This is a genomic window from Xenorhabdus bovienii, from assembly GCF_024721015.1.
Classification (GTDB): domain Bacteria; phylum Pseudomonadota; class Gammaproteobacteria; order Enterobacterales; family Enterobacteriaceae; genus Xenorhabdus; species Xenorhabdus bovienii.
Genome location: NZ_JANAIF010000079.1, coordinates 1 through 15,643 on the forward strand (window position 1 = coordinate 1; position 15,643 = coordinate 15,643).

General features: G+C 46.6%; 14 protein-coding genes. 3 read left to right on the plus strand and 11 right to left on the minus strand.

Going from position 1 to position 15,643, the window contains the following annotated elements:
• Window positions 1–197: 197 nt before the first annotated feature.
• From ybaK to copA, 3 genes are all read right to left on the minus strand, one after another.
• Window positions 198–674 carry a Cys-tRNA(Pro)/Cys-tRNA(Cys) deacylase YbaK gene (ybaK, locus tag NXS07_RS16140; protein WP_038191901.1) on the minus strand — a complete coding sequence of 159 codons (477 nt, stop codon included), beginning with the start codon at window positions 672–674 and terminating at the stop codon, window positions 198–200.
• A gap of 51 nt (window positions 675–725) precedes the next feature.
• On the minus strand, window positions 726–1,538 hold the full coding sequence (locus tag NXS07_RS16145) for a TraB/GumN family protein (protein ID WP_038205563.1): 813 nt from the start codon (window positions 1,536–1,538) through the stop codon (window positions 726–728).
• 154 nt (window positions 1,539–1,692) lie between these two features.
• Window positions 1,693–4,440 carry a copper-exporting P-type ATPase CopA gene (copA, locus tag NXS07_RS16150; RefSeq protein ID WP_258087145.1) on the minus strand — a complete coding sequence of 916 codons (2,748 nt, stop codon included), beginning with the start codon at window positions 4,438–4,440 and terminating at the stop codon, window positions 1,693–1,695.
• A gap of 148 nt (window positions 4,441–4,588) precedes the next feature.
• Here copA and cueR point away from each other — a divergent pair, with 148 nt between their 5' ends.
• Window positions 4,589–4,993 (plus strand): Cu(I)-responsive transcriptional regulator, encoded by a 405-nt coding sequence (gene cueR / locus NXS07_RS16155; RefSeq protein ID WP_038205569.1) that lies wholly within the window; start codon window positions 4,589–4,591, stop codon window positions 4,991–4,993.
• Here cueR and NXS07_RS16160 read toward each other — a convergent pair.
• From NXS07_RS16160 to tesA, 5 genes are all read right to left on the minus strand, one after another.
• The gene (locus NXS07_RS16160) at window positions 4,984–5,445 is read right to left on the minus strand and encodes an NfeD family protein (protein ID WP_038205572.1); all 462 of its coding nucleotides are present in this window, start codon (window positions 5,443–5,445) and stop codon (window positions 4,984–4,986) included. The genes cueR and NXS07_RS16160 overlap by 10 nt on opposite strands.
• Window positions 5,446–5,447: 2 nt before the next feature.
• A complete protein-coding gene (locus tag NXS07_RS16165; RefSeq protein ID WP_038205575.1) occupies window positions 5,448–6,377 on the minus strand; it encodes an SPFH domain-containing protein in 930 nt (309 codons plus the stop codon).
• 47 nt (window positions 6,378–6,424) lie between these two features.
• Entirely contained in the window at window positions 6,425–7,303 is an 879-nt protein-coding gene (locus NXS07_RS16170; RefSeq protein ID WP_038216767.1) for a thioredoxin family protein, read from the minus strand.
• A 76-nt stretch (window positions 7,304–7,379) separates the two neighbouring features.
• A complete protein-coding gene (locus tag NXS07_RS16175; protein ID WP_258087146.1) occupies window positions 7,380–8,156 on the minus strand; it encodes an SDR family oxidoreductase in 777 nt (258 codons plus the stop codon).
• A gap of 62 nt (window positions 8,157–8,218) precedes the next feature.
• Window positions 8,219–8,851 (minus strand): multifunctional acyl-CoA thioesterase I/protease I/lysophospholipase L1, encoded by a 633-nt coding sequence (gene tesA / locus NXS07_RS16180; RefSeq protein WP_258087148.1) that lies wholly within the window; start codon window positions 8,849–8,851, stop codon window positions 8,219–8,221.
• Between tesA and ybbA the strand changes: the two genes are divergently transcribed.
• Both ybbA and ybbP read left to right on the plus strand, forming a co-directional pair.
• On the plus strand, window positions 8,822–9,508 hold the full coding sequence (gene ybbA, locus NXS07_RS16185; RefSeq protein WP_038205587.1) for a putative ABC transporter ATP-binding protein YbbA: 687 nt from the start codon (window positions 8,822–8,824) through the stop codon (window positions 9,506–9,508). The two genes, tesA and ybbA, sit on opposite strands and share 30 nt — an antisense overlap.
• On the plus strand, window positions 9,505–11,937 hold the full coding sequence (gene ybbP / locus NXS07_RS16190; RefSeq protein ID WP_238125139.1) for a putative ABC transporter permease subunit YbbP: 2,433 nt from the start codon (window positions 9,505–9,507) through the stop codon (window positions 11,935–11,937). The genes ybbA and ybbP overlap by 4 nt, the downstream gene beginning before the upstream one ends.
• A 100-nt stretch (window positions 11,938–12,037) precedes the next feature.
• On the opposite strand, the gene NXS07_RS16195 is transcribed toward ybbP, so the two are convergent.
• Genes NXS07_RS16195 through NXS07_RS16205 form a run of 3 tightly spaced genes read right to left on the minus strand, consistent with a single transcriptional unit; the run spans window position 12,038 to window position 15,281 of the window.
• Window positions 12,038–13,093 (minus strand): LLM class flavin-dependent oxidoreductase, encoded by a 1,056-nt coding sequence (locus NXS07_RS16195; protein ID WP_238125140.1) that lies wholly within the window; start codon window positions 13,091–13,093, stop codon window positions 12,038–12,040.
• Window positions 13,094–13,136: 43 nt separating this feature from the next.
• On the minus strand, window positions 13,137–14,414 hold the full coding sequence (locus NXS07_RS16200; RefSeq protein WP_038223842.1) for an MFS transporter: 1,278 nt from the start codon (window positions 14,412–14,414) through the stop codon (window positions 13,137–13,139).
• A gap of 54 nt (window positions 14,415–14,468) precedes the next feature.
• Window positions 14,469–15,281 (minus strand): outer membrane protein OmpK, encoded by an 813-nt coding sequence (locus NXS07_RS16205; RefSeq protein WP_258087147.1) that lies wholly within the window; start codon window positions 15,279–15,281, stop codon window positions 14,469–14,471.
• Window positions 15,282–15,643 lie beyond the last annotated feature (362 nt).

Consider the following 15,643-nt stretch of genomic DNA (forward strand, 5'->3'; position numbering starts at 1 on the left):
ACCGTGGAGTATGAGCTAAATACTCTATTGGAAGGTTATGGTGCTAAATTTGCAATTAATTTTTCTTGATTACTTAACATGACTTCTGGTTTGAGGACAGTATATCGGCATTCTAGAATAGAACAATATAGGACTAAGCTCTGCTTTCAAGAAAACAGAGCCAGCTCGAAAAATTCAATGGTAATTGCAGTTTGTTTTCAGACTTTAGCAATATCGGCAAAGGAACAATTAAGTAGTTGGCATAAATCGGTTGGTACCAATTCAATATCTAACCCTCGCTTGCCTCCAGAAATAAATAGGGTTGGTAAGGTTTGAGCCTGACTATCGATAACGGTGGGCAAACGTTTTTTTTGCCCTAGTGGGCTAATGCCGCCTACCAGATAGCCAGTCACCTTTTGTGCCAGTTGGGGATCTGCCATCTCTGCTTTCTTAGCCTTGAATACTTTGGCGACTTTTTTCAAATCCAACTGTCCTGCAACAGGCGTGACTGCGACAGCGAGATTTTTGGGATCACCATTCAATGAAACCAAGAGTGTCTTAAAAACCTGTTTAGCATCCAAACCGAGTTTTTTAACGACTTCATCACCGAAGCTATGTTCATTCGTATCATGTTCATAAGGATGAAGCCTGAAGTTAATCTGGTGTTTTTCCAGTAAAATAACGGCGGGAGTCATACTATTTTCCTGTAAGTTTTTCCTGTAAAAATGAGATGAGTGAGCGAGTTTTTATCCTTGTGGCCTTTCCATCATCTGTAGCAGATTGTTTTCACCATGAAGATGCAGAGCCCCTACGGCAACCAGATACTTGCCTGCCGGCAAAGCATGTAATTGCTCACTCCATTGGTGGTTGCGTCCGGCCATCAATGTCTGATGAATCTCTTCACAGAAGGTCTGCGGCAGCGTTTGGTTTGGCTGTGCAGGTTTGTAATTCATCCACCAGCTAATCATCGTCTGTAAAGCACGCGCATTGGTATGCCAATGGATGAGTGTATCTTCCAACAGTGAAAGTCCCCCATTTGGCAGGCTGGTAAGTAAGTTAACCTGGGTATCCGTTCCTTCCAGCTCGATAATGGTCTTATCGATGGCTTTTGCGCTATCCAGCAATTGGCAGTCAATACCATATTGAGGGCGTAATCCCAAATATTGGGCTTGAGCTGCTTGTAATATCAAAGCAATTTGCCATGAGGGTAATGAATCCAGTGCCTTTAGAGGATGCTGGATTTCATGGCAGTAATGCGTTAAACGGTCAAAATGTTCAGGTGATAAACGCAGTGACAGCGCAACTTGTTCTGGAAATTTTTCTTTGAAGGGAGATCCGGGTTGCGTGATGTCCGCTTCAACGATGAGGGCATCACACTGTTCCAGTTGTTCCAGTAGTATCTCAGAAAGTGGAAACATGTTTTCTGTGCCCATGTGAATGCTACCCACGATGTGCAAATGCCTATTTTGTGGCAGGGTGATGTCAAAAGCAGGATAGGGATAATGCCGTTGGGAATTCAGTCCTAATACATTGTTGAGATATGTCATCAATTTCCCCATGTTACAGACTCCAATAGTTGGCACTCATCGATATGCTAACGTGTTAAAGGTTAACAAGAAAGTGGGAAGATTGTTATAGACGAAAAGCTAAACTCCGTTCTGTTTAGCTTGTCGTGGGCTGAATAATAAGCTTTTGTAGACTTTATTCTGAAATTCAATGCTTGGGTTTGAAGCGCAATAACCGATTAGCGTTACTGACGACTGTAATCGAAGACAACGCCATTGCTGCCCCGGCAACCACAGGATTTAGCAACGTCTCTGTGAAGGGATACAGGATACCCGCCGCAATCGGGATGCCTAATGTATTGTAGACAAATGCGCCAAACAGGTTCTGCTTCATATTGCGCAATGTTCCTCTGGAAAGCGCAACAGCATCAGCAACACCGTGAAGGCTATGGCGCATCAGGGTAATTGCCGCAGTTTCAATGGCGATATCACTGCCACCCCCCATTGCGATGCCTACATCTGCCTGCGCCAGTGCAGGTGCGTCGTTGATACCATCACCGATCATGGCGACTTTCCGGCCTTCAGATTGCAGTGTTTGAATGGCTGCCGCTTTACCATCAGGTAAAACACCGGCAATGACCTGATCAATCCCTGCTTCTTTAGCGATAGCATTGGCCGTTACCGGATTATCCCCCGTCAGCATGACTAAACGATAACCTTGATGATGCAAGCGTTGCAGGGCAGAAAAGGTATCTTGACGCAGAGGATCACGAATGGAAAACAGGGCAGCGATTTTCCCATCGGCCGCCAGAATGACGGGTGTTATGCCTTTTTCTGCCTGTGCCGACATCAAGGTTTTTAATTCCGCCGTTTCAACCTGATTTTGCTCAAGCAAGCTCTGATTCCCTAACAGCAGTGTTGTGTCTCCCACCTCTCCACGTATTCCCAATCCGGCCAATGTGCGGAATTGCTGTACTTCTGGCAATTTCTGCCCTTCCACTTTCAGCGCAATGGCTTTTGCCAGAGGATGATTTGAGCCACTCTCCAACGCGCCAGCCCATAACAATACCTGTTCTTCGGTGAAACCGTTAAAAGTATGGATTTCAGTGACTTGTGGCATACCTTCTGTCAACGTACCGGTTTTGTCGAAAACAAGGGTGTCCAGTTGACTGGCTTGTTGCAGGGCATCGGCATCACGCACCAGCACTCCTAACTCTGCCGCGCGTCCCACGCCAGAGATAATGGACATCGGTGTCGCCAATCCAAGGGCGCAGGGGCAGGCGATAATCAGGACGGTAGTGATGATGACCAGCGAGTACATGACTTGTGGAGCAGGGCCAATGAAATACCAGATAGCACCAGCAATTAGCGCGATGGCAACGACGACGGGAACAAATATTGATGATATTTTGTCTGCTAATTGGCCGATTTCAGGCTTACTGCTTTGTGCCTGACGCACCAGTTTGATGATCCGAGCCAGTGTCGTCTGGCTGCCAACCGCAGCAGCTCTGAACAACACCGTCCCATCCTGAACAACTGTTCCTGCATGAATGCCCTCGCCCGTTGATTTTTGTTGAGGGATCGGTTCGCCTGTCAGCATAGCTTCATCCAGCCAGACGGTGCCCTGAATAATTTCACCATCGACAGGTATGCGATCACCGGTGGTCAGACGCAGTATCATGTTGGGTTTCACATCCGCCAATGGCAGCGTTTTTTCACCTTCTTCGGTGATCACCCGTGCAGTCGGAGGCGTTAAGTCCAGCAATCGTTCAAGCGCCTTGGAAGAGCGTTGGCGGGCGCGTTGTTCCAGAGCATGGCCGAGGTTGATCAAACCGATGATCATAGCGCTGGCTTCATAATAAAGGTGACGGGCTTGAGGTGGAAAAATCTCCGGCCATAAATTGACGCTGATAGAATAGAGCCAGGCTACGCCTGTACCCAGAGCGACCAGCGTATCCATGGTTGCACTGCCATTTTTCAGGCTTTGCCACGCATTGCGATAAAAATGGCCGCCTGCCAATACCATGACAGCCAGTGTCACCAAACCAATCGTCAGCCAAATAGCGTGATTTGAGGGGGTGAGCACCATATTGTCACCGAACATACCCCAAACCATAACCGGAACCCCTACAACTAAGGCAAAAGCTGATTGCCAGCGGAAACGGCGCATATTGGCCTGTGCAACTTGCTGCTGACGCTCGCGACGTTCGGTTTCATCCTGAATCACTTCCGCGCCATAACCTGCCTTGATGACCGCATCCACCAAGGCGTTGGGGAAGGCTATACCTGTGACTAATGCACTTCTTTCTGCAAGGTTCACTCTGGCATTTTCTACCCCATCGACGGATTGCAGCGCTTTCTGTACCTTGCTGACACAACTTGCACAGGTCATGCCATCCAGCAGAAGCTGAATACTGTCATTGTCATTATTGGGAGTATCATGAAGAACTGTATTTTCGGGATTTCTGACCGGAGTTGCGTTTCCTGCCGCTGCTAAAAACTCTGGTACTTGTAAGGAAGATATTGTCAGCGGCTCAGTTTTTGGGAAGGTTATACCTGCCGCTAACTCAGCGTGATATCCGGCTTGTTCGACGGCCTTAACTAAAGTATTACTCTCTACTTTGCCGTAAATTTTTGCGATCTGAGTATCGACTTTGGCCGTAATAACCCCTTCTACCGCCTCCAGCGCTTTTTGGGTTTTACCGGCGCATTTCATGCAACTTAAGCCTGAAAGTTGTAACTCAATATCGGGCTGAGTGGCGACGACGGCTTCATAACCCGCATCGGTAATCGCGGTAATTAAGACTGTGGGGGATACATTTCCGATAACTTTGGCATAATCAAGGGTAACATCAGTCTGTTCAACACCGGATACATTTTCCAATGCTTTTTTGACACTGCCAACACAGTGCATACAGGTTAACCCCTGAAGTGCAAGAATGGTTGTTGTGGACATAACAAAATCTCCTTCCTGATACAGAGTGATATACTTATCTTTATCTATTTACCGTGATAAAAAGATAGTGATATTGATAACTCAAGAAAAATAGCGGCGATATCATTAAGGCTAAACCTTCCTGCAAGGGGAGGGTCAAGGGGAAATTATGAATATCAGCGAAATTGCTCAGAAGACCGGTTTAACCAGCAAAGCTATCCGGTTTTATGAAGAAAAAGATCTGATCTCCGCGCCGAAGCGCGGAGATAATGGCTATCGTTATTACCAGCACAAGCATATTGATGAACTGACTCTGTTGCGTCAGGCGAAAGAAGTGGGGTTTACGCTTGAAGAATGCCGTGAGCTATTGCGGTTGTTTCACAATCCTCGTCGCCATAGTGCAGATGTGAAAACAGCGACCCTGCAAAAAGTGGCTGAAATAGAAAACACTATGGTGAAATTGCAGAAAATAAGGGGCAAACTGCTGGCATTGGCGGCGGAATGTCCGGGAGATGATGGGGCAGATTGCCCCATCATTGAGCAATTATCCGGCTGTTGTACGCATCACGGTTGATTTGCGACGGGTTTCACTTTCAACGTGATCCCGTCGACGGCGATCACTTCCACTTCCGTATTGGCTGGAAGTTCCCTGTCACAATGAACACGCCAACTGCCATCGGCTAGTTTGACCCGGCCATAGCCGTTTTCGGTAGCGCTGGTTAAGCGGGCATGAAACCCAATTAACTGCTGGTTTTTTTGATTGAGCATCTCATCGCTATTTTTGCGTGGACGATAGCGTAGCCAGCTACGCCACGCAATGGCAGACAGCAATGTCAGAACCGCAAACAGAATGCCTTGCAGTTTCCAGCTCATCTCTGGGAAAATCCATGTGATCAAGGCGACAACGACGGCCGCTGTTCCCGTCCACAGGAGATATCCCCCCGTTCCCAGCAATTCTGCAATCAGCAGCAGGCCACCAAAACAGAGCCAGAACCAGACGGGTTGAGTGGCAATCTGTTCAATCATGGCTATTTATCCTGTTTGCTCTTCTTGCTTTCGCCAATCAATTCCGCAATACCACCGATAGCGCCCATCAAGTTACTGGCCTCCAGCGGCATCATGATGACTTTACTGTTATCGGCGGCCCCAATACGGGTGAGGGCATCGGTATATTTCTGGGCGACGAAGTAGTTAATTGCCTGAATATTACCGTCAGAGATGGCGTCAGATACCATTTTTGTTGCGCGCGCTTCTGCTTCTGCGGCACGTTCACGGGCTTCAGCTTGCAGGAACGCAGATTGACGCTCACCTTCCGCTTTCAGGATCTGTGACTGTTTTTCCCCTTCCGCTTTCAGAATGGCAGCCTGACGAACACCTTCCGCTTCAAGGATATCTGCACGCTTGGTACGCTCGGCTTTCATCTGAGCGTTCATCGCAGAGACCAACTCTTTCGGTGGACGCACATCGCGGATCTCAATACGGGTGATCTTCACACCCCATGGGTTAGTGGCTTCATCGACGATAGTCAGCAGACGGCTGTTGATTAAATCGCGCTGAGACAGCATTTCGTCCAGTTCCATTGCCCCCAGCACGGTACGGAAGTTGGTCATGGTCAGATTAATGATGGCCAGTTCCAGATTGCTGACTTCATAGGCTGCCCGCACGGGATCGACAACCTGAATAAAGCAGACGGCATCAATGGTGACGTTGGCGTTGTCACGGGAAATCACTTCCTGTGACGGGATATCCAGAACCTGTTCCATCACATTGATTTTACGGCCGATACGATCAACAAATGGCATGATGATATGCAGCCCTGGCGTCAGTGTGCGGGTATAGCGCCCGAAGCGTTCTACCGTCCACTGATAGCCCTGTGAAACGGTCTTTACACAAGTAAAGACGATGACAACTGCAATAATGATAAGAATGGGTACAGTACCCAAAGAGAGTAAATCCATAACGATTCCTTTATTAGCTAATTATGGAATATATAAGTATTGCTTAATCAATAGAGTAAAGAGTATACATGACGACGGTATTTAGATGCTAGTGTATCTCCGGTTTCGAGAGCGGAAATAATATCCATCAGCGTTTTTTTCACTGCACCATCAGCAGCAGAAAGATCTTTTTTCAGAAAATTGAATAGCAGTTCCAGAGCTTCTTCATTGCGGCCAACTTCGTGCAGTTTCGTGGCAAGTTGAACAGCAAGTTCAGCATTTTCTGGCTGAATTTCTAACGCTTGCTGAAGTTGTTGAATCTCAGGAGAATTTGCCGCCTGCTTCTGTGACTCAAGGATTGCCAGCAAATCATTGTAGCGTTGATCTTGTTCTTCTAATGGAAGGGTATCCAAGATGTTTTGGGCGTCTTCAAGGTGATTGAGCGAAATATATACCTGAGCTAATAGTAATGTAATCTCAATCTCTTTTGGCTCGGTCTGATGCGCTTCTTTCAGTAAAGATAAAGCTTCCTGATTTTTCCCTTCCGCAAGTCGTTCATTTGCTTGCTCTAACAGTGATTTTTTTTGTTGAGTCAGAAATTGAGAAAACATTTTTCTGATAGTTTCGTCTGTCTGAATTCCTTCAAAACCGTGAACAGGGCGGGCTTCTTGTACGAAAATCACGGTTGGCGCAGTACGTACACCAAATTGCGCAGCGATATTAGGTAATTGGTCACAATCGACTTTGGCCAGCGCAAATTGCCCGGCATACTCATGCGCCAGCTTATCAAGGGTCTCTTCCAATTCATGGCAATGCAGGTTCTGTGGAGACCAAAAATAGAACACGACAAGCTGAGTGAGTGAATGCTGAATCATTGGGGCAATATTAGATTCATTGATATGAATGATATGGTCAGTATGGTTATTAGTGTTCGTTATCGATTCCATGGGATGTTTCTCTTAAGTTCGTTATAAGGCGATGACATGAATAAATAAGGTTAATCAGTGGGATTTGCAATCTTAATCAGCTTTGCCACTTCACGATTTTATCAATTAATATCGCGGGTAATATGCGCCGTAGAATTGTCATGGCATGGGACAATAATGTTACCGGATAACGTAGCTTGGGGTTGGGGGCTTCCAGAGCATGAATCAACTTAGTGACCACATCCTCAGGTGTGAGTCTGAAACGGTTTGCAAGACTTGGATTTTCGACAGGGTGATCGCGCTGTGTTTGGTTCACATTTTCTGTAAAACGCGTCGTGATTGGGCCGGGCTCTATTAGGCTGACTTTAATTCCCGTGTCTGCCAGTTCTATTCTCAACGTATCTGACCATGCTTCAAGGGCGAATTTACTGGCTGCGTATGCCCCACGGCCTGGCGTAGAGATTAATCCCAATACGGAGCTGGTCTGAACAATTCTCCCTTTACCATAAGCGCGTATGGCGGGCAATAATAGGGAGGTCAATTGATGAGTACCAAATAAATTAGTTGAAAACTGTTTTTCCATCAGTTCGCGGGAAACACTTTCTAATGGGCCATAAACGCCAAATCCCCCATTATTAAACAACCCGAACAAACGTCCATGGGTTAATTGAATGACTTGTTCGGCGGCGCGTTCAACGCTTTCTTTATCATCCAGATCCAATTCTATGGGTTCCAATCCCAATTCGCGCATATGTGCTAAATCAGCGGGTTTGCGACAAGCGGCAAATACTCGGTAGCCACGTTGATGAAGGATTTTGGCGGCGACCAGCCCGATTCCGCTGGAGCATCCGGTAATAAGAACCGCTTTTTGCATAACTTTACCTGCTTGTTTACATCAATTTATTGAAATAAATGATTTACTATTAATAAATATTCTTACTTAAAGGGGATGTATGCCGACAGTTGGTCAGACATCCAATGAGTAATAAAAGGTTGTGCGAGTTGGTTGGGATGCAGGCCATCATCTTGTATCCATTCAGGCTTGATAGCAACGTGTTCCATGAAAAAGGGTAGCAGCGGGATCTGATTACGCTCCGATAATGAAGGATAAATCTTAGCGAAAGATTGGGTGTAGCGTTTTCCATAATTTGGCGAAATACGAATCTGCATTAATAAAGGCTGAGCGTCTGCCTGTTTGATTAAAGTAATTATCTTTTGCAGATCTTGTTCTATTTGTTGAACGGAAAAACCCCGCAATCCATCGTTACCTCCGAGTTCAACCAGAACCCACTTGGGGTTGTGCTGTTTCAACAATTCAGGCAAGCGTTGAAGACTCTGTGCAGTGGTATTGCCGCTGATACTGCCATTCACGATAGCCGTTTTATTGCCGGATAGCTGCCATTCTTTTGCCATGAGAGTCGGCCATGATTGCTCAACGGGCAGGCGATAACCGGCGCTAAGGCTATCACCCAAGATAAGCAGGGTATCCGCTGCGGTTGCTCTGGCGCTGCATAGCACTAACAATAAAAGGAAACATACATGGCTGTAGAAAGTATTCTTAAAGTTCATCATCTCACTAAACATGTTGGTCAGGGGGAACAGGTAATTAATATATTGCAAGGTGTTGAGCTGGTTGTCGAGCCTGCGCAGACAATTGCTTTGATTGGTGAATCGGGGTCAGGGAAATCGACCCTTCTGGGTATTATTGCGGGGCTGGATGATGGCAGCGGCGGTGAAGTCCACTTATTGGGGCAAAATATTAGCCGTATGAACGAAGAACAAAGGGCGCAGCTGCGAGCGGAAAATGTGGGTTTTGTTTTCCAGTCATTTATGTTGATCCCAACTTTAAACGCGCTGGAAAACGTTCAGCTACCCGCACTGCTTCGCGGTGAATCAGAAAATCAAAGTCGTCAGAATGCCATTGAACTACTTAAACAGTTAGGGTTGGGGCAACGCCTGAAACACATGCCAGCCCAACTTTCGGGAGGAGAGCAGCAGCGAGTTGCCTTGGCACGGGCATTCAGTACTCGTCCAAAAATCCTGTTTGCCGATGAGCCGACCGGCAATCTTGATCGCCAAACGGGTGATCGCATCGCGGATCTCTTATTTTCCCTCAATCACGATTACGCCACCACGTTGATTTTGGTAACCCATGACAGCCAGCTTGCTGCCCGTTGCCAGCGTCGTTTACGTCTGGTGGATGGAACATTGCAGGAGGAAGTATGATCTGGCGCTGGTTTTGGCGTGAATGGCGTACACCATCGCTATTAATTATCTGGCTGTCCCTGACGTTGGCCGTGGCCTGTGTGTTGGCATTAGGGAGCATCAGCGATCGGATTGACCAGAGCGTTCATTACCAGAGCCGTGATTTTCTGGCGGGTGACCTGGTATTGCAGGCTTCTTATCCCGTTGATGAATCTTGGCTGAAACAGGCAGAGGAACGAGGGCTGACATTGAGCCGCCAGATCTCATTTTCGACCATGACCTATGCGGGAGACGTTCCGCAACTGGCTCAGGTGAAAGCGGCTGATGAACATTATCCGCTGTATGGTGAATTGGAGACCAGTCCACAGGGATTGAAACCGGAAAAAGGTTCGGTGCTGGTCGCACCCCGTTTACTGGTGTTAATGGGGATTAAAGTAGGGGATAGCCTTGACGTGGGCGATGCGGTATTGAAGATCCGTGGTGAGCTGCTTCAGGAACCTGATAGCGGCTTCAATCCATTCCAGCTTTCTCCGCGTATTTTAATCAATATTGAAAATGCCAAAGCGACAGGCGCAATCCAACCGGGAAGCCGCCTGACTTACCGCTATATGTTTTCCGGCTCATCAGAGTCCATACAAGCATTCCAGCAATTGATCGACCCACAATTAAAAGCGGATCAACGTTGGCTCACATTGAAACAGGACAGCGGCGCACTGGCTCAGTCCATCGATCGCGCACAGCAATTTTTGCTGTTGTCGGCACTGTTAACGTTGTTGCTTGCGGCGGCGGCGGTAGCTGTTTCGATGACGCACTATTGCCGTAGTCGTCATAACCTGATTGCGATCTTGAAAACACTGGGGGCAGGGCGTTGGGCGTTGCGTCAGTGGATCGTTGGGCAGTGGCTGGTGATATTGCTCGCTGCCATTGTTGTCGGCTCCATTTTAGGTTTGGTTTTTGAGTCCGCTTTGATTCGGATTCTGGCGGCGATGTTGCCCAAAATGTTACCGGAAGCGGGTATGTGGCCGTGGATGTGGGCGATAGGTTCGCTGTTGGGTATTGCCCTGCTGGTGGGAATTCGCCCTTATCGTCAGCTAATGGCGACGCAGCCATCACGGGTATTGCGCAGTGATGTCACTGCGGCGATCTGGCCGTTACGTTACTACCTGCCCACCGTGGCGCTGATTATAACGGGAGGGTTGGTACTACTGGCGGGCACTAAGCCGCTCTTATGGTCATTGCTGGCGGGAGTGCCGATGGTCGCTTTGCTGCTGGCAATTTTGGGCTGGGGCGGCTTATGGCTGCTGCGTCGCATGACATTTCGCCAGCTTAGTTTACGTTTGGCGGTTAATCGGCTGCTGTGCCGCCCGTTCCAGACCATGACGCAACTGGCTGCATTTTCGCTGTCATTCATGTTACTGGCATTACTCGTGATGGCGAGGGGCGATTTATTAAGCCGATGGCAGCAACAATTGCCACCGGATAGCCCGAATTATTTCCTGATCAACATGACTCAGGCGCAAATTCCACCAGTGAATGACTTGCTGGCGAAATATCAAGTGAAGCCGACTGAGTTCTATCCTGTGGTTCTGGCGCGTTTGACGGAAGTGAATGGGCAGTCGGCGATTGAATGGGCTGACGAAAGGCATCCCAAAAGCACGACAGTGCGTCGCGAACTCAATCTGACATGGAAGGCCGAATTACCCCCATTTAATACTCTTGTGGAAGGAACGTGGCCACCGAAACCGAAGGAAGTGTCCATTGAGCAGGGTGTAGCAGAACAGCTGCACATTAATGTGGGAGATAAACTGACATTTACGGGTAATACACAGACATTTCAGGTCAGTGTGAGCAGTATTCGTAAGGTAGATTGGGAAAGCCTGCATCCGAATTTCTTCTTTATCTTTTCCAAAGAGACGCTGGATAATCAGCCTCAGACATGGTTGACCAGTTTTCATTATGAAGGAGATGGACAGCTTCTAACGGAAATAAATCGTCATTTCCCGACCATTAGTATGCTGGACATTGGGACTATGCTTAAACAGATACAGGGGATCTTGCAGCAAATCAGTCAGGCACTGGAAATTATGGTTGTTCTGGTAATGATTTGTGGTGCGCTGCTTCTGCTGGCACAGATTCAGGTAGGCATGAGCCAACGCCAGCTTGAGTTGGTGGTTTATCGTACCTTGGGGGCGAGCAAGAAACTGCTGCGGCGCACATTGTGGAGTGAATTTGCCCTGCTGGGTTTCATGGCGGGTCTGGCTGCGGCATTTGGTGCGGAAGTGGCACTCTGGTTGTTGCAGACAAAAGTGTTTGAGTTCCCGTGGCAACCGCAATGGCAGATGTGGTTCCTGCTTCCTATCATCAGTAGCCTGCTGCTTTCATTGTGCGGTAGTTGGTTAGGGATTCGATTGCTGCGGGGTAAAGGGCTGCACCGACGTTTGCCGGAATAAATCGACCACTAGTGCACTAACGGTAATAAATGGGGAAGCTTTACAGAAAGGTTTCCCCATGTTTCAAAGCAAGCGTGATTGATTAAATAAATCTGGCCAATCAGTCAAACTCAGCCCTCAATTTGGGCAGGATCTGATCGCCGAATATTTTCAATCCTTTAATATAATCAGGGAAGATTAACATCACGCCATCCAGCTCACAGGTACGTAGTAAATCTGACAGTTGCTTGTAACAGGTATCTGGCGTACCAATGGCGGTATGGGTCATGAAAGCATTTTGTGATCGTTCAACCATGGCATTGTTTTTGCCATCTACATCGACACCAAAACTGTGCATCATATTTCTGACCGCTTCTACATCCAAACCTTGGCGATAAAACTGAGCGAGAGTTTCAGCATAGGCATCGGTTTCGGCACAAATGACCGTACACATGCAGAAAGTTTTGGTGGTTGTGTTGCACTCTGATGCAATGTGCTTGGCGGTTAAACTAATTTTGCGGGTTTCTGCCTCATCCTTGCCCCCGATAAAACAGACATCAGTATGACGCACACTGAAATGGAGGCCACGTTCGGATTGGCCGGCACAAACCAGATAAGGACGGGGCAGTGAAAGCGGTTTAGGTTCAGAAACACACTGTTTCAGGTGAAAATAGGTTCCTTCATGATCAACGTGTTTTTCACGCCAGAGCCTTTTGATCAATTGTGTCCACTCTTCCGTCATGGCGTAGCGCTGGTCATGATCCAAGCTGCCATCCCATTCGCCCATCTGTTCAAACTCATCTTTGAAAGAGCCGGAAACAATATTCAGCCCTGCACGTCCCTGACTGATATGATCCAGCGTGGCGATCATTTTGGCCGTCACTGCGGGATTGTGCAGCCCCGCATGAACCGTGGCGATCAACTTGGCGCGGTGAGTGACCTCAGCAATGCCGGCCATCATCGTGACAGACTCGAGCGAGCTACCCCAATGGTCTGTTTCCCCGCCAAACCCGCGCCATTTACCCATGGACATAATGAAATCAAGGCCAATCTGATCGGCCAGAATGGCAGCCTCCCGGTTTTGTTGATAAGACGCATCCAGTGGTGGCGTGTTTTTGGATATGATCCACCCACCTTTAGCGATGGGCAGGAATACACCGAACTCTTTCTTTGACATCACTATTTCCTTGTTTGTGCACTGTTTCAGTTCGTCTATTACCCTATTCGGTGAATGGGGAATTGTCGACTAAACGCTTTTTCATTTTTTGAGCAGGCGGTTTCATCATCAATGTTACGACAAGAACAACACATACGGGGATGGCAATAATGAGGAAAGCCGAAGTAAAACTGCCTGAATAATCTTTGATCGCCCCGGCAAAAAAAGGCGCCAGACAAGCCAGAGTAGAAATCAGGTTCATGACCGAAAACAATTCCAGATAGGGCTTACGTCCAAAATAGTTGGCCAGTAGGACACTGGAGGCGAGGAAAGTCATCCCATAGCCCATACCGACAAATAGCGTGAATCCAATCAAGAAAGGCCATGAAGACGCGATACTCAGCGCGATCAAGCCAATAATGATGACCGTCAGGCTGCCAATCAGCAATTTTTTCGGATCAAGCCACTCGCCTACCGCGCCTCCAGCCAGTCTTGAAAAAGCATTGATAAAGGCCATTGAACTCAGCAGCCCTGCGGCGATAGCTTCACTGAAGCCATTCTCGATAATGTGGGCTACGGCAAAACTGTTAACTGTAATACCACACCATAAAAACGCGGTGTAAGTGGCGGCAATGGCATAGAATTGCCATGTACGCAGCGCTTTCCGTGCAGTCCAGCGCTGTTTAGTGCGATAAATTTTCAGGGGGTTCTGGCTATTGTGCTTTTGATTAACGGCCTTGGCATGGGCAACTTCCCGTTTGCCTTCTTGTAGGATAAAAATAGTCAGAAGTACGAATACGGTCAGAACAATGGCGGAAATCATCCAGTGCATACGCCACGTTCCCCAGACACGGGTGGCCAGAAAATAGATCCACGGGCCAATGACGCCCCCCAGCCCACCGATGGTGAAATAGAAACCAAAGGCAAGGGACTGTTTTTCATATAACCGTGAAATGACATAAGTGCCGGGAACTGTGGCTAAAAAGGTAAAACCGACACCCAATAAGGCTGTTCCGATAAAATAAGATGAAATGACATGGGTGTTATACAGATGGTAGAAACCGGCAAGAAAAATCAGCAGACCAATGAATAGGGTGAAGCGGACACCAATCTTGCGGATGAACAATGTTGGCAGAAAACTGGAAAGTCCACAGGTCAGGCCAAGCAGAGAGAATCCCAAACCCGCACTTGTCCAGTTCCAGCCCAGCTCATTGATCATGCTGGGCAGAACAACGCCCAATGACGTAAAGGTTGTTGCTGTGGATAAAAAATATACCATACCTAAAAGTACCAGCAAAAACCACTGATAAGTACGCCCGAATTTGTCGTGTTGAATGGACATTGTGACCCCATAAAGGCTATAAACCACTAAAAACAGCACTATTTTATGTGTTTATCAGAAAAAGCTGTATCGAATAAACACGCCATAGCTGAATTGGTTCGTGCGATAGTACGGTGTATCTTTTATTTTGTACTTATTCTTGGTTGTATTCAGAACAAGGCCTGTCCATAAATGCCCTGATTGATAGCCCAGTTTTTTCCCCAAGTCATAATGCAATTCTGGCTTGAACTCCAGCATTTCAGGATTATCGTGTAACCCAAGCGTATAATCTAACGTCCCTACGATCCGAAAATCCCCCAATTGATTATTGAAAGGAATGGCATAGTCAATATGAATTCGTTGATCGTTCCAATTTCCTTTTGCATTATTTTCAAAATAAAACAGGGTACGCAGCCAGCTAAACCCAGGGACTTGCCAGTCAAGGCTGATACCGGGGAAATAATCGTATTTTACGTTTTTAGTTTTAGCAATCCACTGGGCAAACAGCACATCTTTTAATGGGCCATAGGAAAGATCATACCCCGTCATTTTGCTGGCACTGAGTCTGGGGACGAATTTATAGTAATAGGTGCTTTTATCGCCTTGATAGTCATGTTGCAGCGAATTTTGCCAAATGCTGTAAACATACATATCGCCAATCTTATAATTACCAAATGCCTCTACGATGGGAGAAATCGTTTTCTGGGGGGCGACTTTATTTTCGAATTGCAGGTAAAGGCTGGTGTCAATGGATTGAAAATTGACGAAATCGCTTGCTTGAGCGGGAACGGTAAAAAGGAAGATTAAAGAGATTGCAGATAAACCGACCGTTGTTGCTGTCATAGGCTTTAGAATGTTGTTTGCTTCTCGTTTCCTTAAAAATGGCACTTATTGTCTCCTTGTTATCTTATTGGCAATGTTGTGCAAAATAGTAACATTTATTTAATTATACGATAATATCAAATGATTATTGTTTATATTATGGTAGAGAAATTAAATAGGCAATATTTCATTCTATTATGTGTGTTATTATTATAAGAATTGCTGGATAAAATACCAGTGCTTTATCAATGCTTTTATTAAGGTTATTTAGCAACGTAGGCTTCTGTATTTTATATTTTATTCAGGATGTTCATAAGAATATATATATTTAATTAAAATTGATATTAATAATATAATTAAATTGAAATGTTTTCATATTTTGTGATTTATTAAATATAAATATAAATATAAATATAAATATAAATATA